Here is a 17,063-nt window from a genome sequence, read left to right as displayed (position 1 = left end):
TGCTCATTCTCTTAGAAAGGCCTTAATTGCGCCCAACATTGTTTCACCGATGCCAGACAGAAAAAAAGAGGCTTCACGCCTCTTTTAGATTTAGAATTTTTCTATCTCGGCGGCACTGACCGCCATTTCCTGGTAATTCCGATAATCAACTGCTCCGATGCTGGAGCCAAGCATATTGGATATTGAGAACAGCTCCATGGACGTCGCACTTTCAGCACTACCCTGGTGAACCTCATTAAGTACGATCACCGCGTAATCTCCACCCATAATTTCGAACCCAACAATATTATCTGCAAACTGTTCTTGCTTAGCTAAGGTAAACAGCTTGGTAACAACTTCACGGTTCAACATCACATCATCCCGTCGAACACCGTTATGCTGCTTCCAATTCACGCCCATTTCTTGAGCGACAGCAACAGCATCCTCACCCGCTGCGATTCTTGAACGATAAGCCTCTCCAACCGATGCCGCAAACTCTGCTGACTTACTTACTTTAATTTCGTCACGCACCTGCTCTTTTACAGATTCAAGCGGCAAAATGCTAGGCTCATGCAAAGCATCAACTCTAAACACAACAGAGCGACCTTCCGCAAATTCAATCAACTCACTGTTATTTTGCTCAGTAACCAGCTCATCCGAAAACAGCACCTTTTGTACTCTCGGGCTTGCGAAAATTTCATTCACAGTATCGCTAGAAACCCCAGCCAACTGCCTCACTTCAAGAGACAGCTCATCAGCTGCCTCTGCCAGATCAGGAGAAGAGTAAGTAATATCTGCAACATTTTCGGCCAGCTCCGCATATAACTGGTCAGCTTCTTCCTTACGATAACGCTCTTCAAGACCAGCACGCATTTCTTCAAATGCCGGAATTTCATTTGTTTCAATCGACTCAAGCTTAATCAAGTGATAACCAAATTCGGTCTTAACCGGAGCGGATACTTCTCCAGCGGCAAGCGCAAACAAAGCGTTCTCAAAATCCGCAACATACACGCCTTTACCAGAACGACCCAAATCACCTCCAGCAGACGCAGAACCTTCATCTTCTGACAACTCTTTAGCCAATGAATCGAACGCTTCACCTGCTAACAACCTAGCTTCTACTGCTTTGATTTTATCCAGTGCCTGCACTTCAGTCGTATCGTCATCAATTTTAATCAATATATGAGCAGCCGTTCGTTCTTCTTCACCTACGAATTCTGCTTTCTCAGTTTCGTACATTACCATGATTCGCTCTTCATCCACCTCAATTGATTCGGCAAGAGACGCGCGATCAATCGTTAAATAAGAGACATCAACATTACGCGCTTTCTTATACGCATCTTTATGCTCTTCATAATAAGTCGCGACATCTTCGTCACTTACCGCGATTGACTCTATATAATCACTTTTGAAAACTGTAGCCAGACCAAAGTCTCTTGTTTGACGATCCAATGCAACAATCTCATCTCTCTCGTTACCGACAACAAATGCTGAAGCGATCAAGCCTGAACGCGCCTGGTCAATAACAAACTGGGATTTCAAGGACTCTTTATATGATTTCAAAGTTAACGCAGCATTACGCAAAATCATCTGCATTCGTTCATTGCTGAACTTTCCATCGACCTTGAATTGGTCAATATTACGAATGTAGTTTTCAACAGCCTCGTCTGAGATATATAAATCTTTACCTTCTGCGTCCAATACCAAGATCTTTTCGTTGATCAGGCCTTCTAAAACTGAAGACTTTAACAAAGACTCTTCGATAAGATCCGGGTCTGCCCTTTCTCCCATCTGCGCAAGAATCTGGCGACGCTTACCTTCAACTGCCCTTAGGAAGTTACGCTCAGTAATCCCTTCACCATTCACCGTCGCTACTTCAGGTTCACCACTCAAACCTCCGACAATAGACTCTGCACCAAAAAGAGCAAAAACCACCACAATGACGCCAACAATAATCTTTGCGACAGTGCCTTGTGAATTATTACGAATGTCTTGAAGCATACCTTGATTCCTGATTCCCGGTTATTTCTTACTATGTTTATTCTTAATCGCTTACCGCCGCCGGCTTAATTTTTCAGAGCAAAGTCCTAAACCGTCATAAGCTTGTAATTTTTCTAGCCGCCGGATTGTACCCTACAGATCCTGATTTTAAAACAAATGAAATCACAAACGACTCCCCTTACTCACTGCATTAGTGAAAAATCCATCGTGTTGCCCCACAGCATTAGATTCAGACGCAAAATCTCCACGCTAAGCTAAACTTGTATAGCTCACTTAAAAACCTACTCAAGAACTCTTTTATGACCGCTACACACACTAAGCCACTCGTTCGCTCTAGGCTATCCAAATTCAATTCACCTCTTCTTGGTGCTTTTTTTTATCCTCGTCCTACTAATTGTAGGTAAAGCTAGCGCACAAACAGAACCCAGGTTATCCGAGTCATTTAGCGAAGCATCTTCTATGATCAAAGAAGCCAAGCTAAGTCAGCAAAAGATTAACAAAACAATCGCATCAACTGAGGCCTTACTTCGCGAATATCAAAGCTTATCGAGAGCCCTGGAACAAACAAATATAAACTTATCACATCAACAACAGATACATTCTCGCCAACAAACAACGTTGATTGACTATGAAGGCCAGCTATCGCAAGTATCGCAAACAGAGAACAGTTTGATACCAATGCTCCTGGAAATGATTGACTGGATTGATACGCAAGTAAATAACGACCTAGCTTTCCACCAACATAAGAGACTGGCACGTATCGCGGCACTCAAAGAAAAAGCATTTAACCCGGAAATACCGATAAGCCACCTTTACCACTCAGTGCTTGAAGCCTTTCAGATTGAAAACGAGTTTGGCTACAGCATTGAGTCATATCAGCAGGAGATCATAATTGATAACAAAGAAGTGGAAGCACAGATACTTCGGGTTGGGCGTATCGGAATGTATTTCCTCAGTCTTGATCAGCAAAGCGCTGGCTATTGGAGCCAACAAAAGCAAAGCTGGCTTCTGGCGAGCCCCGCCCTTCTTGAAAATGTTGCGCAAGGTATTAAGGTAGCCAAGAAGCAGCTTCCACCTTCCCTTTTAACACTTACTGTTGAAGCGGACGGAAATTAATACTATGAAACACCTCCAAAGCGCATTCATTATTTTCTGCCTGCTGACAACTCCTTGTTTGGCTAACGCTAGCACCGAACCGAACGGTAATCCGCAAAACACATTAAATAAGCTGTACCAAAAGATACAACAAGAAAGAACTCAGCAGGCTCAATCAAACCAAGCCCGAGAACGATCTTTTCAGCAACAAAAGCAGCAACAAAAAGAAAAACTTGCGGCCCTTCAAAAGGAGCTTTCCAATAAAAGAAAGGAACTTAAAACCCTCAACCAGACTGTTAGAAAAACCGAACAAAGCATTGACGATGCAAAACATCAGTTAGCAGAACGAAGTCACGCGCTAAAAGACCTGTTCTCTGTGTGGAAGCAAGCTGTTAAAGATGGTCAGTCGAATATGGAGGCCTCCATTATTAGTCATGAGTCACCTGCAAAGCTTGAAACATTTCGCATGCTGGCAACTAAAACAGCACTCCCCGACTCAGATGACTTAAGAGCCCTTTTCGAGCTACTTCAATATGATATTCAGCAAAACCGCCAAAGCCACACCTACCAAGGTGAAGTAATTACAGTAGATGGCCAGCGAAAACAGACGGTTATCCAACGCATTGGTACGTTTACCACGACCAGCGAAGGTAATTTTCTTGTTCACAACCCGGCGAATAACACTCTAAATACGCTTCCAATACAACCAAATTCAAAATACCAAAGAGTCGTTGAGCAAGCCGAATACCAGGCTCTAAGTCCCAACACACCCCTTACAGCGGTAATCGACCCTTCGAACGGTTTGATACTTGAACAGCTGGCACTGATTCCCAGCTTGGAAGATCGCTTCCACCAAGGCGGATATATTGGCTACGCCATTGTCACATTAGGTTTACTAGGGCTCTTACTAAGCTTGTTTAGATGGTTAACAATCAGCTACTCTCAACGAGCAATCAAAAAACAAATGAGATCACCGTAAATTGCAGACGCTAGCAATCCTCTTGGCCGAATAATTCAGGCCTATCAGGCATGCAAAGGAAATGAGGAAAGCAGTTCAAGTGACGAGCAAAGTACTCAGCTAAAACATGATACGCTTGAAGTTCAGCTACAAGAGATCGTTATGTCCGAGATGCCTAAGCTGGATAAGGGCCTGGGGACAATCAAACTACTCGCTGCAGTCGCCCCTCTTCTGGGCTTACTCGGCACCGTTGTTGGCATGATCAATACCTTTCAAAGTATTACTTTAGTCGGAAACGCAGACCCAAAACTAATGGCTGGCGGGATATCACAAGCGCTAATGACTACAGTTCTTGGACTACTGGTAGCCGTGCCACTACTATTCTCTCACAATCTGTTAGCAGCAAAGTCGAAAAAGGTTCTTATGTTCCTTAGCCAGCAAAGCCTAGGCTTTATTGCAAAATATATGAGTGAACAAGGCTCAATAGAAGCTAACGCAGCTCAAGACACTCGCCCTTCCAAGGCAGACTGTTAAGATGACGCAAATTGGTTTCGACTTTTACTCAAGCATTGATCAATTAATCAAGCTCGGTGGTTTACCTGTCGCGGCCATACTGGCTCTGAGTGTATTAATCTTTATACTTTTTTTTGAACGCTTACTATTCCTAAGTCTCAGCTTTAAAAATACAATTTCAATGTTGGAGAAGTACTGGAGCGAAAGTGCTAGCTTGGCAAAGTCAGGACTAAATTCCTGGGACAAGCAAAGAGTTCAGGAAGCGCTGCTTTCTGAGGCAAGAGCAATGACACGCCACTCTTTTTGGCTCTTGAGAGCAGCGATTATTGCTTGTCCGTTAATCGGGCTAATGGGCACGGTAAGTGGAATGGTACTTGTTTTTGATCAAATATCGTTAAGCGGAACTGGAAACCCTCGTTTGATGGCCTCGGGAATATTTCAGGCAACCCTGCCTACCATGGCAGGCATGCTGATATCGATTATAGGGCTTATTATGCAATACATTCTGCGCCGCTTAAGTTTGCGCGCACAAGGTATACTCAAGCATCAATTCCCCCTATTAGAAGAAGGGGGCGTCAAGGCATGAGAACGCGCTTTCCTTTTTTCAACAATGAAGAAGAAGACGTAGAAATCAATATGACACCAATGTTGGATGTCGTATTCATTCTGCTAATTTTCTTTATTGTTACCACCAGTTTCATTCGCGAAGCGGGCGCTAACATTAACCGCCCTCAAGCCCAGACATCCAGCACACTGCCTCAACAGGCAATTATTGTAGCAATCACAGCTCAAAATAAAGTGTGGATCGATCAACGGCAAGTTGAACCACAAACCATCAGACGCAATATTGAGCGTTTATTGAGTGAGTCGCCAGAAAGCACTGTCATCCTCCAGGCCGATGAGCATGCACGGACCGGTTTATTGATACAGGCATTGGACCAGTGCAAACTTGCAGGCGCCAAGAACATCGCCGTTGCGACACGCAAAGAATCAAACAGTGGAATCTAGGTTTATGGATAACACCATTTGTCGACTGCCGCTAAGTCAAAGCCTTACACGTTGGGTACTCGCCGCCCTATTAGCCATAATCTGTGTATTAGCCATTAGCAAGCTTATGACGAGTCTGATTACTCCGCTTAGCGTCGAAGCTGCGATCTACAAATTTCTCAGCATTGACTTCATTCGGATTGAAGCAAACTCTTCAAGCGCGCCCGAGCAAGAAGAAGAGCTGCCACCACCCGAAGAAGCAGAACCTGAACCACCCAAACCCAAACTAATCGATCAAGCAGCGTTTAACCCCCGGCTTCCAAAGCTTTCGCTAGACTTGAGCCCTATCGATACACCTTCGGTGCCACTTTCATTAAGCCCACCTGAATTCCCGGCAAGTTCCCTTAAACCCATACAAAGTGCCGCCCCGAGTTTTGATGAGCAACTGTTTCCCTTGCTCACGCCAGACCCGCTCTACCCCAGAAGAGCAAAACGCGCAAGACTGGAAGGATGGGTTAATATTAGCTTCACTATAGGCTTGAATGGAAGCGTGAGTGATGTACAAGTCCTAAGCGCCGAACCAGAGGGCATTTTTGAAAACAACACCATACGTGCCGTCAAAAATTGGAAATTCAAACCTCAGCTTCTCGGGGGAAAGCCTAGCACTCGTCGGGTTGTTCAAACCATTAATTTTACTCTGGAAAAATAATGCTTTGGTTTATGTTTCGACACGCACATAGACGCCTTACTTTCCTGGTATTATCCGTGGCTTTGCTGAGCACCGGCGAAGCCTGTTCTGCTGACTATTCATTCAATGTACCGAGCGAGGTTTTGGAGTTACAGCCGAACAAGCATGCCCAAATCAATAGCCGAACCCAGCGAACACTTGCCCAAGCCTGGAGCGACTTTGAAAAGCAGCAAAGTGCCAAAGCACTTAGCACTCTAGAACGCGTTATTTCTGAAAATCAGCACAATCCCGTGGCTACATCTTATGCGCTCTATTCTGCCTCTCAGATCCTTGCTCAACTCGAACAATATGAACTGGCGATTGGCTTAATACAATTGCTTTTACGACTAGACTCTCTGAATGAGTCGTCCCAGGTTAAACAACATCTGCTGCTTGCCCAGCTGCAAATTCAAACAGGGCACTTTAGTGAAGCAAGCCAAGCGCTGCAAACACTCATATCATCCCAACAACCGAATCAGAGTATAGAACCAGAACAGCTAAGTGAGTGGTATTACTTACTGTCTTATTCACAGTTCCAGACTAAAGACTACTCAAACTGCTTTAACAGCGCCAAACATGCCTTAAAATTGGCTCACCCTAAGCAAGAAGCGCTTTATCAACTACAACTCAATAGCTTATTAGCGCTTAAAGATTACCCCGCGAGCAGACTTATCATCGAGAAGCTAATATCGCTCGAACCCACCAAAAAGGCTTATTGGCAACAATGGGTGCGTATAGCGATTCAATTAGGTGAGCATCAACAAGCCCTATCGGGCATGGAACTACTAAAAGAAACACAAGCCCTTAGTGCTACAGAAGTTTTACACTTATCACAATTACAGCTATCAGAAGGCCTACCTTTCCAGGCAGCTCTAATCCTCGAAGCCGCTCTAAGCGAGAAAACTGTCAAAGCCACAGCTGCGAATATTAAAAGGCTAGCCTATAGCTGGGAACAGGCAGGCCATAATGAGAAAGCCATAGATATACTAAGTTCTAGCTCCTTTATCACCAACTACCAGGACTCTGCTGACAACCTAGCAATTTTAAAACAGTTAAGCCGGCTCTTGGTTAAACAGGCCTTATGGAATGAAGTGATTCAAGTCATCCACGAGGTGAGTGGAGGTTCCTACATGCAATGGTTAGCTCTCGAGAAAGACTATAACAAAGACAAGGTTTTGATCGGTCTGGAGTTAGGTAGGTCTTTATTTTATTCTGACAAACTCAATATGGCTGAAACTTTGTTTACTGCGCTTGACGATCACTTGAGTAAGCTAAAACAAAGCAAGGCAAACCGCCACCAAGCCGACACTATCGATATTCACATCATCGAAAAACAATTAGCTCAGTGGACAAATTACCTTGCCAACATTAGCAAGCATTAGACGTTTAAAAGTCGATAATGCCTTGGACAGGCTCATCTATCGTAAGCTGCATTAACTCTTCATTACTGAGATTTTTGTACTTATCTGCTAGCTTGGCAATGCTCTTAACCAGCCCTCGGCAATCTTTTCCTGCCGCCTCACACTTATCCATATAGCGCTTAACAGTTGGCTGAAATGCCTTGACCCATGCTTGCTGCTCAGGCTCACTAAACTTTATAATTTCAACACCCTGCTCGGCCAAGGTATTTTGTGCAGTTTGTGCAAATTCTTCAGTGCGCTGCACAACAGCCAAAGCCAATTTCTGCTGAAAGTCCGACAGTAACTGCTTGGTTGGTTTATTCAGCCGATCAAAGCTACGACGATTCATACAAGTCTCAATGGTCGTTGGTGCAATATTCAACTCTGTATAGTACTTGGCTTGCTCATAAATTTTAAAAGGAATAAAGCCCATATCAACCCAAACGATTGCATCAACCACGCCTTGCTGTAGGGCTGAATAGATCTCTGGAAACGGAATACGAACAACAGAGTAGCCTAAGTCTTCTGCCGCACCCGGCGCATTCATAAATGACACCACCTTTTTGCCTTTTAAGTCTTCAGGTCTACGAATAGGTGTTTTGCTCATTAAGCTTAGAGGTCTCACTGGCATAACATGTGCTGGATAAACACCTCGTCGAGTGAACTCCTCAGCCAAGCCATCAGCCATTAGCTCGTTCACAATTCGTGCAGTTAAGTAAGGGTTGGAAGGGGCTATATAGGGGAGCTGGATGGTTTTAAACAACTCAAAACCTTTTGCTTCGGCCAGTGTATAACACGTCCCAAAATCAGCCACGCCAGCGCGTAAAGCTTTGAAGCCTCCGGTGACACCATAGAGAGACCCACCGCCATACATTTTAATTTGCAATTCGTTGTTGGTTTTACGTTGTATCCAATCAATCCCTTTCTGCCAAACCGGTGGTAAATGAGAAACAGGAGGCGCCGGGTGTGCAAACTTCCACTGTGTCACTTTGCCACTCGTCGGGATCGAACCACCCTCCTCTAGCAACCAGGCGTCAACAGGTGTCGCGGAATAGGAAGTTGACGCGCCACTCATGAAGGCCAACACAAACCCAAGCATACGAAGCATTGCTTTAATTCTCTTAAACAACTCTTTTTATCTTTTATTATCGATATTGTTAACACTTAACGCCTGACTGACAGCCAGTTGGATATCCATAATTATGACAAATATCAATTCATGGACTACATTGTATAAACCTACAGTTCTATAAGAGATTGGTCAACGTGTCAGCCACAATCACCGACGATATTCCCTATTCAGGTTACTGCGCCCCTGGCTATGAAGCCGTGAAGGAGGCTTTTCTAGTAAACCTCAAAGAACGGAATGAAATTGGCGCTAGCGTTGCCGCCTATAATCACGGCGAAAAGGTAGTCGACTTATGGGGGGGGGGTTATAAGGATAAAGGTAAAACACAACTCTGGGAGGAGGATACTCTTTGCTGCGTTATGTCCGTTACCAAAGCTATCGCTTCCCTCGCTGTACTCTCACTTGCGGACAGAGGAATCATCGATCTCGACCAGCCTGTCTGCACGTATTGGACAGAGTTTGCTCAGGCGGGAAAAGACAAAATCACAGTACGCTGCGTTTTGGCTCAACTCGCAGGCGTTCCTGTTGCCGATGCAGCGCCTGCCGGTTCCCTCTATCAAAAAGGGGTTGTCGAGCAAGCATTAGAAGTTCAAGCACCACTTTGGCCCGCAGGCTCTACTCCCTGCTACCACTCTTTTACTCATGGCCCTCTGTGCCAGGCTTTGATCAGTAAGTGTACCGGTCAAACCTTAGGGCAATATTTGCAAGAAGAAATATTTGGGCCAAACAATATTGAATTCTACCTAGGCATGAATGAAAGCCAGATTACTCGTTGCGCCGATATCGTCATATCTAATGGTGTTCCTACCTTACAACAAGTCAACGACCCAAACTCTTTACTTGCTAGAGCTTGGAAACCAATCCCGGACCCTCAGCGTATGTTTGAGGACCCTGATTTCCGAACCCACGAGTTCGGGTCTGGCAATGGCCATAGTAACGCTAGAAATATCGCAAAGATTTATAGCCTATTGTCAATGGAAGGAACTATCGATGAACTCAATCGAGACCATCGACTTATCAGCAAAGCGGCCTTGGAAGACGCGATAAAAGAGCAGTGGGATGGTGTTGAAGTCATGACCCACCGCCACTTTCGCTATGGAACGGGCTTTATGTTGAACAACCCGTATTTTAAAACAGGTGACAACCCTAGAAGCTTCGGCCACCCCGGTTTAGGCGGCGCTATTGCTTTTGCTGACCCAGATGCAAAAATCAGCTTTGGCTATTGTGGCAATCGAGTACACCCGATTAATGAAACAGGGCCCTGCGCCAAAGCCTTAATTGATGCTTTGTACAGCTGCATATAGCAACGCCAGCCAACTAAACCTAAGCAGTCACTGGCCCGCTATGAAAACGAAATTCTTCATCTGGCTGCTCGATTAATTCCTGCTCTTTCTCTCTGAAAAAAGCGACTCTCTCGTCGAGCCCTTCTTTGCAATAACCCGAAGCAAGTTTTAGATAGTCTTGATAGTGACGAGACTCCGACTTGAGCAAAGAAATATAAAAGTCCTTTAACTCATCGTCTAGCAAGGGCGCTGTCTTGGCAAAGCGCTCGCAGGAGCGCGCTTCAATAAATGCGCCAATGATCAGTAGATCAATCACACGGTCAGGATCTTGTTTTCGGACAGAATCTCTAAGCCTTGCTGCATAGCGTGATGCCGTCATGTGACCGTATGCCAGTTTACGTTTTTTGATAAATTTCATTACCTGTTCGAAATGCCTGAGCTCTTCACGAGCCAAGCGAGACATCTTCATCAGCAAGTCTGGATTACCCGGATAACGGTGAATCAGGTTAAGCGCTGTCATTGCTGCTTTCTTCTCACAGTGAGCGTGATCCAGCAGCATGATATCCTGATTAGCCAGGGCATTTTCGACCCAAAGGTCAGGGGTTTCACAGCCAAGAAAGCTATATATTTCACTTAAGTCCTGGTTTATCTCACTCACAAACATTACTCACTGATATCTTCATCTAAATTTAAAAATTCTTTCATAGCACACCAAGACGCTAGCTTATCCTCTTTCGACATGGCTGCATTGGCAGGACTGGTCGAAGGTAAGTTCAGGGTTGTATCAGGAGTAACTGAAACGCCGATAAACTTCTTGTACAACTTGGCTGCAGCCTGACCGTTAAACGCAATCAGCTTAATACTCGGGTTCTGTTCAAGCATGCCTTGAATATCATTCGCCTTCATAGTGGACTGGTCGATATTCGAATCCAGACTTCCTGGGCGGTAGCATGAATGAGCGACATCCCAAATCGCGATACCGCAGCGTTTAGCCTCTTCCAGGCGTTGCACATAAGGCAAGGCCAGGTCAAAACTGCATAGTTGCGCCAATATCCACCAGAAGGCATTGCGAGGATGTCCGTAGTATTGCTTCTCTTGCAGGGATTTAACACTGGGCATCGTGCCTAATATTAGAACTGTTGGCTCTTCTCCAAGCACCGGAGGAAAGCCTTTATCGATTACTTTTTGCGTTTCAGCCATTATACTTCACACTAATAACGCTAGAACTTTAATGTCACCGCTGAAGATGCCTTGATCGCCTTCTGCGTTGCCGCCTCAATTGTTTCACCCAAGGCCAGTGCAACCCCCATACGGCGCTGCCCCTTTACTTCGGGCTTGCCGAACAAGCGCAAGTGCACATCAGTATCAGACAAACATTCTTCAAGGTTACCAAAGCAAAGTTGTTTGGACTCCCCCTCAACCAAAATGACCGAGGACGCTGCCGGACCAAGCTGTTTAATCTGGGGAATAGGCAATCCAAGAATAGCCCGCGCATGCAAAGCAAACTCAGAAAGATCTTGCGATACTAAGGTCACTAAGCCTGTATCGTGTGGCCTAGGTGAGACTTCACTAAACAAGACTTCATCGCCTTTTACGAATAACTCAACGCCAAAGATACCATTGCCACCCAGGTTTTCAGTCACTTTATGAGCGATATCCTGAGCCGCTGCCAAGGCCTTTTCGCTCATTGCTTGAGGCTGCCATGACTGTTGATAATCACCATTCTTTTGGACATGGCCAATCGGCGCACAGAAACTTGTCTGACCAGCGTGGCGAACAGTTAATAAGGTTATCTCATAATCAAAGTCGACAAAGCCTTCGATAATGATGGTGCCTGCCCCTGTACGGCCACCTTCTTGTGAATATGCCCAAGCGGCATCAATACCATCCTCAGTCTTCACAGTGCTCTGGCCTTTGCCAGAGGAGCTCATAATCGGTTTCACCACACACGGCAAACCAATCTCCTGAAGCGCTTGTCGATAAGCCTCATAATCGCTGGCAAACTGATAGGGAGAGGTTTTTATGCTCAAATCCTCTGCCGCCAAGCGCCGAATACCTTCGCGATTCATGGTGAGATTAACTGCACGTGCAGAGGGAATAACCTGGTAGCCTTCTTTCTCTAGCGCCACCAATTCAGCGGTCGCAATGGCTTCGATTTCTGGCACAATTAAGTGTGGTTGCTCTTTCTCGACCACCTCTCTAAGCGCTTTTGGGTCAAGCATATCGATCACGTAACTGCGATGTGCGACTTGCATCGCCGGTGCATTGGCATACCTGTCCACAGCAATCACTTCGACACCAAAGCGCTGTAATTCGATAACCACTTCTTTGCCCAGCTCACCAGAGCCGCAAAATAATACCTTTGTTGCCGTAGGCGATAAGGGCGTGCCAATGCTAGTCATTTTGATAAACCTGTTGTCAGTTGTGAGGATAAATCTAGATATAGGATTTCTGTTCGCGCTCTTTAGCGAGCTCTAGTATTTTTTTCTTTTCAGTATTGTCCATGCCCCACCAGCGGGATATTTCGTCACCCGTGCGGTGACAACCCACACAGACATCATTTACATCAAGTGCACAAATACTGACACATGGAGACGGGACTTCATTCATTTCTTCTGGCATACAACTACTCTTCGCTAACGACTATTCGGCAACTACTTTCTAATAAAAACATAAAATGTGAAACGTCGATCTTAACAGGCAAACACTTAGTCCTCCAGAATCAACCCTGATTCATAGCGCTGACCGTTTTGAACATAGTGCGCTGCACTTAGACTGAGCATTTGAATCTCCTGCTCACTTAAAGCACGTTTCACCTTGCCAGGACTACCCAGCACCATCGAGCCATCCGGCACGACCATATTTTCAGGTATCAAGGCGTTCGCGCCAATCAAACAATTCTTACCAATTTTCGCGCCATTCAGTACAACGGCATTAATACCAATCAAGGAATTCTCTCCGATATGGCAACCGTGCAACATGACCTTGTGGCCAATCGTCACATTTTTCTCTATTTGTAAGGGAAAGCCCGGGTCAATATGAAGAACAGAACCGTCTTGAATATTGCTATTTTCACCAATGATAACTTTATCGTTATCCGCACGAATCACCACATTAAACCAGATGCTAGCACCCTCATGGACTTCGATATCGCCAATTAATGATGCGTTTGGCGCAACAAACGCTGCGTCACCAATAAATTTTGGTTTTTTGCTTCCCAAGGAGTAGATCATTTACCTTCACCGTCAAAAATTGTTATGTTCGCATCAAATGCAATATTCATCAGTTCAACAAGCACCACGGCAGACAAGCCCCAAATTTCATAACGCTCGCCCTGATGGTGGTAATCATAGCTTGGCACAGAGAATGCCAGACCTTTGTAGGTCATTCTATCACGACGCACGGGTTCTTCATTTAAAAAGAAACTCACCGGCACTTTGAAAATACTGTCTAGTTCATCTAGATTTGGCTTTAATTCTATCTCTGGCTCCACCAGGCCGACAAAAGGCGAAACACGAATACCGTGCAGGGATATCACCTGACTCAAAGGCCCTAGCAGCTCAACTTGTTCAGGGTGGACGCCAATCTCTTCATGACACTCTCGAAGTGCAGTATTAACAAGTGTTGTATCTTCCTCATCATACTTCCCCCCCGGAAAGGCTACCTGCCCTTTATGTGTATTCATATGTTGCGCCCGGCGCGTGAAAATAATCTGAGGCTCTGGTTCGCGGGTTAAGGGAACTAGAATACCTGCCTCGGGTAACTCTTCGACAATATTTTTTGGCTGATGCTGCTCGATTCGCGCTCTCAGTAAATTAATTATTTGCATTGGGGATTAGAGGTTCCAAAACTTAAGTGGCGAATAAGGAGCTCGTTGACAGATCTAGTAAAAAAGCTCACTCAGATAAAGATCTCAAGTTGTTTACTAAGCCAAACTTTAGCATACTGCCCCCTCAATAAAAATCACTGGTGAGAAACCTATGAAATTCTGCAGTCATTGTGGCGACGATGTTGAGAAAAAGATTCCTGAAGATGATAACCGACAGCGTTACGTCTGCTTAGGCTGTGAACATATCCATTACCAGAACCCGAATATTGTTGCCGGCACCATTCCCACTTGGGGCGATAAGGTATTATTATGCAAGCGCGCCATCGAACCCCGTTTAGGCTATTGGACTCTGCCAGCGGGTTTTATGGAAAACCAGGAAACGACAGAAGAAGCCGCTATGCGTGAGACCTGGGAAGAAGCAGAAGCGAAGGTAAACCTAAAAGGCTTATTTACTATGATCAGCGTCCCGCAGATTGATCAGGTACATATCTTTTTTCTCGCTGAACTAAAACAGGAGAGCTACGCTGCAGGTCAAGAAAGCCTAGAAGTAAAACTCTTCGACGAACAAGATATCCCCTGGGATGAAATCGCTTTCCCAACAGTTAAACGCAGTTTGAAGACGTTTTTCGAAGACCGAAAACGGGGCACTTACGGTGTGCATGTCAGTGATATTTTCCGCGAACCACGTGAGATCCCTGAGCATGTTGCAGATTTACTTGATTAAGACCAGATACTTAAAGGCCGGGAGTTAAAAAATGAAATACCTACATACTATGGTTCGTGTCAAGGACCTAGAAGCCTCTCTGGACTTCTATTGCAATAAACTAGGGCTCGTTGAGATTAGTCGCAAAGACAGCGAGAAAGGCCGATTCACACTAGTATTTCTTGCGGCACCGAACGATGCTGATGAAGCGAGAATTACCAAAGCCCCTTGCCTGGAACTAACATACAATTGGGACACTGAAGACTACACCGGCGGTAGGAATTTCGGGCACCTGGCCTTTTCTGTCGACAATATCTATGAGCTATGTGAAAAACTACAGTCACAAGGATTAACGATCAACCGGCCTCCGAGAGACGGCTACATGGCCTTTATTCGTTCACCCGATGGCATATCAATCGAACTTCTACAAAAGGGCGATAAACTTGCACCTGAAGAGCCTTGGGTATCAATGACGAATACGGGGGAGTGGTAAAGAGTTTAAGGGGTGTAGGTCTTAATAATTTCTTTAACTCTTCCCTGCTGCTTCACCTTTCGCAAGTGATGATTAAATGCAGAGACAATTGCCTGATGATCAGCTAAAGACTTAACAATCGCCATGTGAAGCTCACGCTCAGTATAAGCGGGCTCTACAAATTTAAGCTGTTCGTTAAGCATCTTATTTTTCTGCATCAAGCGACTCAAAATCAAATGATCACCAATGCCGATATCTATCCGCCCCAGTGCCAGCATCTTTAACATGCTTAAGGCGTTTACCATTGGGGTTTTATTCAGCGCTGAAGCATTGTCGAAACTATGACCAAAACTCGCCCCCTTTCTTACTCCTATTTTTAAACCTTTTAGATCATCCAATTTCTGATATGAAATCGCTTCGCTCTGATCAGAAATAAAGCTAATTTGATTAACATAGTAAGGGTCGGAATAAAGGAAATTGCTCGCTCTTTGCTCGTTAAACCATAAGCCGATCAATACATCAACCATGCCTTTTTCGGCTTCTGCTAATACTCTTCGCCAAGGCTTAATTGAGACTTCAACGGGGTAGCCTGCACGCTCGAAAGCTTCTATTACAATCTCTGTTGCCAATCCTTTGCGCGGCTGCTGTTCATACAGAAACGGCTCCCAAGGCGGGCCTGCCAAACGTAGAGCTTTCTTAGGCGCCACATTCGATGCGCCTTCATCATTAAGGCCTTGACCTGCAAACACCCTCATACTGACAAGCAGCAACCCGCCAATCAGTATGAGAGCATTTCGAAGCACTGGTAGCATAAACAACAATACCCTGATCAGGACTTTAGCTGTTATCAGCTAGATAGAACCAGGTATCAAGCACCGAATCGGGATTTAGTGAAATACTATCGATATCCTGCTCCATTAACCAACGCGCTAAGTCAGGATGGTCTGAGGGGCCTTGCCCACAAATACCAACGTATTTGTTTGCTCGCTTGCAAGCGTTAATAGCATTTTCCAGTAGTGCTTTAATCGCCTCGTTACGCTCATCAAACAAGTGAGCAATGATTCCAGAATCTCTATCGATACCGAGTGTTAACTGAGTTAAATCATTGGAACCAATTGAGAAACCATCGAAGTGCTCCAGGAACTGATCTGCCAAAATAGCATTTGCAGGCAGCTCACACATCATAATGACTTTCAGGTCGTTCTCACCACGCTTTAGGCCTTTCTCGGCCAGCAATTCTACCACGTGCTTGGCCTCGCCAACTGTTCTGACAAAAGGCACCATAACTTCAACATTGGTCAGGCCCATTACATCGCGTACACGCTTAAGCGCTTCACACTCTAAATAGAAACAGTCACGGAAGGTTTCAGAAATATAGCGCGATGCACCACGGAAGCCGAGCATGGGGTTTTCTTCGTCTGGTTCATATAATGTGCCACCGATAAGGTTGGCGTATTCGTTAGACTTAAAGTCTGACAAACGAACAATCACACGTTTTGGGTAGAACGCCGCAGCCAGTGTCGAAATACCTTCAACCAGCTTATCGATATAGAAATCAACCGGAGAGGCATATCCACTGATACGCTGCTCGACTGTTTGCTTAAGGTCAGGCGGCAAGGTGTCGAAGTTCAGCAAGGCCTTAGGGTGCACACCAATCATTCGGTTGATAATAAACTCTAGACGAGCCAGACCAACACCTTCATTTGGCAGTGCCCTGAAGTCGAAAGCCCTATCGGGGTTTCCGACATTCATCATAATTTTGAAATCCATATCAGGCATCGAATCGACAGAGTTTTCTTTCAACTCAAAGTCGAGTAAACCTTCATAGATAAATCCGGTATCACCTTCTGCACAAGAGACGGTCACTTCTTGCCCATCGCGCAATACATCACTGGCATCACCACAACCAACAACAGCTGGAATCCCAAGCTCACGCGCAATAATCGCGCGTGAGCTTGGGATTCCAGCTGTTGTTGGTTGTGGTGAT

At 45.2% G+C, this 17,063-nt stretch carries 20 protein-coding genes and 1 pseudogene; 11 read left to right on the top strand and 10 right to left on the bottom strand.

What is annotated here, in order from left to right; all coding sequences use genetic code 11:
- Window positions 1–90: 90 nt before the first annotated feature.
- Window positions 91–1,980, bottom strand: a complete 1,890-nt coding sequence (locus A3756_RS21835) for a SurA N-terminal domain-containing protein (RefSeq protein WP_068514852.1) — start codon at window positions 1,978–1,980, stop codon at window positions 91–93.
- A 366-nt stretch (window positions 1,981–2,346) separates the two neighbouring features.
- On the opposite strand from A3756_RS21835, the gene A3756_RS21830 reads away from it, so the two are divergent.
- The 7 genes from A3756_RS21830 to A3756_RS21800 are packed head-to-tail and all read left to right on the top strand — an operon-like array spanning window position 2,347 to window position 7,642.
- Window positions 2,347–3,096 (top strand): DUF3450 domain-containing protein, encoded by a 750-nt coding sequence (locus A3756_RS21830; protein WP_197473025.1) that lies wholly within the window; start codon window positions 2,347–2,349, stop codon window positions 3,094–3,096.
- A 4-nt stretch (window positions 3,097–3,100) separates the two neighbouring features.
- Window positions 3,101–4,054, top strand: coding sequence for a hypothetical protein (locus A3756_RS21825; protein WP_068514846.1), 954 nt, complete (start codon window positions 3,101–3,103; stop codon window positions 4,052–4,054).
- Entirely contained in the window at window positions 4,055–4,567 is a 513-nt protein-coding gene (locus A3756_RS21820; protein ID WP_082886027.1) for a MotA/TolQ/ExbB proton channel family protein, read from the top strand.
- A gap of 1 nt (window position 4,568) precedes the next feature.
- Complete coding sequence (locus A3756_RS21815) at window positions 4,569–5,132, top strand: MotA/TolQ/ExbB proton channel family protein (RefSeq protein ID WP_068514152.1); 564 nt, start codon at window positions 4,569–4,571, stop codon at window positions 5,130–5,132.
- The gene (locus tag A3756_RS21810; RefSeq protein WP_068514839.1) at window positions 5,129–5,554 is read left to right on the top strand and encodes a biopolymer transporter ExbD; all 426 of its coding nucleotides are present in this window, start codon (window positions 5,129–5,131) and stop codon (window positions 5,552–5,554) included. Before A3756_RS21815 ends, A3756_RS21810 begins: the two co-directional genes overlap by 4 nt.
- Window positions 5,555–5,558: 4 nt before the next feature.
- Window positions 5,559–6,242 (top strand): energy transducer TonB, encoded by a 684-nt coding sequence (locus A3756_RS21805; protein ID WP_068514837.1) that lies wholly within the window; start codon window positions 5,559–5,561, stop codon window positions 6,240–6,242.
- The gene (locus A3756_RS21800; protein WP_068514834.1) at window positions 6,242–7,642 is read left to right on the top strand and encodes a lipopolysaccharide assembly protein LapB; all 1,401 of its coding nucleotides are present in this window, start codon (window positions 6,242–6,244) and stop codon (window positions 7,640–7,642) included. Before A3756_RS21805 ends, A3756_RS21800 begins: the two co-directional genes overlap by 1 nt.
- 4 nt (window positions 7,643–7,646) lie before the next feature.
- Here the strand turns inward: A3756_RS21800 and A3756_RS21795 are convergent, their stop codons facing one another.
- Window positions 7,647–8,768 (bottom strand): TRAP transporter substrate-binding protein, encoded by a 1,122-nt coding sequence (locus A3756_RS21795; RefSeq protein WP_068514830.1) that lies wholly within the window; start codon window positions 8,766–8,768, stop codon window positions 7,647–7,649.
- A gap of 158 nt (window positions 8,769–8,926) precedes the next feature.
- On the opposite strand from A3756_RS21795, the gene A3756_RS21790 reads away from it, so the two are divergent.
- Window positions 8,927–10,093: a serine hydrolase domain-containing protein gene (locus tag A3756_RS21790; protein WP_068554634.1), complete on the top strand. Its 1,167-nt coding sequence runs from the start codon at window positions 8,927–8,929 to the stop codon at window positions 10,091–10,093.
- 19 nt (window positions 10,094–10,112) lie between these two features.
- Here A3756_RS21790 and A3756_RS21785 read toward each other — a convergent pair whose 3' ends face one another.
- The 6 genes from A3756_RS21785 to A3756_RS21760 all read right to left on the bottom strand — a co-directional run bounded on the left by A3756_RS21785 (window position 10,113) and on the right by A3756_RS21760 (window position 13,901).
- Window positions 10,113–10,730: a tRNA-(ms[2]io[6]A)-hydroxylase gene (locus tag A3756_RS21785; RefSeq protein WP_231872160.1), complete on the bottom strand. Its 618-nt coding sequence runs from the start codon at window positions 10,728–10,730 to the stop codon at window positions 10,113–10,115.
- Between the two features lie 5 nt (window positions 10,731–10,735).
- Window positions 10,736–11,272 carry a DNA-deoxyinosine glycosylase gene (locus tag A3756_RS21780; protein WP_068554632.1) on the bottom strand — a complete coding sequence of 179 codons (537 nt, stop codon included), beginning with the start codon at window positions 11,270–11,272 and terminating at the stop codon, window positions 10,736–10,738.
- Window positions 11,273–11,292: 20 nt separating this feature from the next.
- On the bottom strand, window positions 11,293–12,474 hold the full coding sequence (gene purT, locus A3756_RS21775; protein ID WP_068554630.1) for a formate-dependent phosphoribosylglycinamide formyltransferase: 1,182 nt from the start codon (window positions 12,472–12,474) through the stop codon (window positions 11,293–11,295).
- 34 nt (window positions 12,475–12,508) lie between these two features.
- Entirely contained in the window at window positions 12,509–12,694 is a 186-nt protein-coding gene (locus A3756_RS21770; protein WP_197470208.1) for a DUF1289 domain-containing protein, read from the bottom strand.
- 86 nt (window positions 12,695–12,780) lie between these two features.
- Complete coding sequence (locus A3756_RS21765) at window positions 12,781–13,305, bottom strand: gamma carbonic anhydrase family protein (RefSeq protein WP_068514819.1); 525 nt, start codon at window positions 13,303–13,305, stop codon at window positions 12,781–12,783.
- On the bottom strand, window positions 13,302–13,901 hold the full coding sequence (locus tag A3756_RS21760) for a CoA pyrophosphatase (protein WP_231872054.1): 600 nt from the start codon (window positions 13,899–13,901) through the stop codon (window positions 13,302–13,304). The genes A3756_RS21765 and A3756_RS21760 overlap by 4 nt, the downstream gene beginning before the upstream one ends.
- A 151-nt stretch (window positions 13,902–14,052) precedes the next feature.
- Between A3756_RS21760 and A3756_RS21755 the strand changes: the two genes are divergently transcribed.
- Both A3756_RS21755 and gloA read left to right on the top strand, forming a co-directional pair.
- Window positions 14,053–14,625 carry an NUDIX hydrolase gene (locus A3756_RS21755; protein WP_068512534.1) on the top strand — a complete coding sequence of 191 codons (573 nt, stop codon included), beginning with the start codon at window positions 14,053–14,055 and terminating at the stop codon, window positions 14,623–14,625.
- Between the two features lie 31 nt (window positions 14,626–14,656).
- The gene (gloA, locus tag A3756_RS21750) at window positions 14,657–15,097 is read left to right on the top strand and encodes a lactoylglutathione lyase (protein WP_068554628.1); all 441 of its coding nucleotides are present in this window, start codon (window positions 14,657–14,659) and stop codon (window positions 15,095–15,097) included.
- Window positions 15,098–15,102: 5 nt separating this feature from the next.
- On the opposite strand, the gene A3756_RS21745 is transcribed toward gloA, so the two are convergent.
- Both A3756_RS21745 and ppsA read right to left on the bottom strand, forming a co-directional pair.
- Window positions 15,103–15,888, bottom strand: coding sequence for a transporter substrate-binding domain-containing protein (locus A3756_RS21745; RefSeq protein WP_068554626.1), 786 nt, complete (start codon window positions 15,886–15,888; stop codon window positions 15,103–15,105).
- 25 nt (window positions 15,889–15,913) lie between these two features.
- A pseudogene (ppsA, locus tag A3756_RS21740) lies at window positions 15,914–17,023 on the bottom strand (phosphoenolpyruvate synthase); the annotation flags it as partial.
- Between ppsA and A3756_RS29345 the strand changes: the two are divergent.
- Window positions 16,998–17,063: PEP-utilizing enzyme (locus A3756_RS29345; protein ID WP_368664612.1), on the top strand; the 66-nt coding region annotated here is incomplete at its 3' end. The pseudogene ppsA and the gene A3756_RS29345 overlap by 26 nt on opposite strands.

This window comes from Oleiphilus sp. HI0086, assembly GCF_001635225.1.
The sequence above is the reverse complement of the archived record's forward strand: the minus strand, read 5'-3'. Positions and strand labels throughout refer to the sequence as shown.

Bases quoted from the DNA above. Each gene is read 5' to 3' on its own strand.
- A3756_RS21765 (WP_068514819.1), bottom strand. From the start codon at position 13,305: ATGATCTACTCCTTGGGAAGCAAAAAACCAAAATTTATTGGTGACGCA.
- A3756_RS21760 (WP_231872054.1), bottom strand. From the start codon at position 13,901: ATGCAAATAATTAATTTACTGAGAGCGCGAATCGAGCAGCATCAGCCA.
- A3756_RS21805 (WP_068514837.1), top strand. From the start codon at position 5,559: ATGGATAACACCATTTGTCGACTGCCGCTAAGTCAAAGCCTTACACGT.
- A3756_RS21815 (WP_068514152.1), top strand. From the start codon at position 4,569: ATGACGCAAATTGGTTTCGACTTTTACTCAAGCATTGATCAATTAATC.
- gloA (WP_068554628.1), top strand. From the start codon at position 14,657: ATGAAATACCTACATACTATGGTTCGTGTCAAGGACCTAGAAGCCTCT.
- A3756_RS21800 (WP_068514834.1), top strand. From the start codon at position 6,242: ATGCTTTGGTTTATGTTTCGACACGCACATAGACGCCTTACTTTCCTG.
- A3756_RS21745 (WP_068554626.1), bottom strand. From the start codon at position 15,888: ATGCTACCAGTGCTTCGAAATGCTCTCATACTGATTGGCGGGTTGCTG.
- purT (WP_068554630.1), bottom strand. From the start codon at position 12,474: ATGACTAGCATTGGCACGCCCTTATCGCCTACGGCAACAAAGGTATTA.
- A3756_RS21780 (WP_068554632.1), bottom strand. From the start codon at position 11,272: ATGGCTGAAACGCAAAAAGTAATCGATAAAGGCTTTCCTCCGGTGCTT.
- A3756_RS21825 (WP_068514846.1), top strand. From the start codon at position 3,101: ATGAAACACCTCCAAAGCGCATTCATTATTTTCTGCCTGCTGACAACT.
- A3756_RS21755 (WP_068512534.1), top strand. From the start codon at position 14,053: ATGAAATTCTGCAGTCATTGTGGCGACGATGTTGAGAAAAAGATTCCT.
- A3756_RS21795 (WP_068514830.1), bottom strand. From the start codon at position 8,768: ATGCTTCGTATGCTTGGGTTTGTGTTGGCCTTCATGAGTGGCGCGTCA.
- A3756_RS21810 (WP_068514839.1), top strand. From the start codon at position 5,129: ATGAGAACGCGCTTTCCTTTTTTCAACAATGAAGAAGAAGACGTAGAA.
- A3756_RS21770 (WP_197470208.1), bottom strand. From the start codon at position 12,694: ATGCCAGAAGAAATGAATGAAGTCCCGTCTCCATGTGTCAGTATTTGT.
- A3756_RS21835 (WP_068514852.1), bottom strand. From the start codon at position 1,980: ATGCTTCAAGACATTCGTAATAATTCACAAGGCACTGTCGCAAAGATT.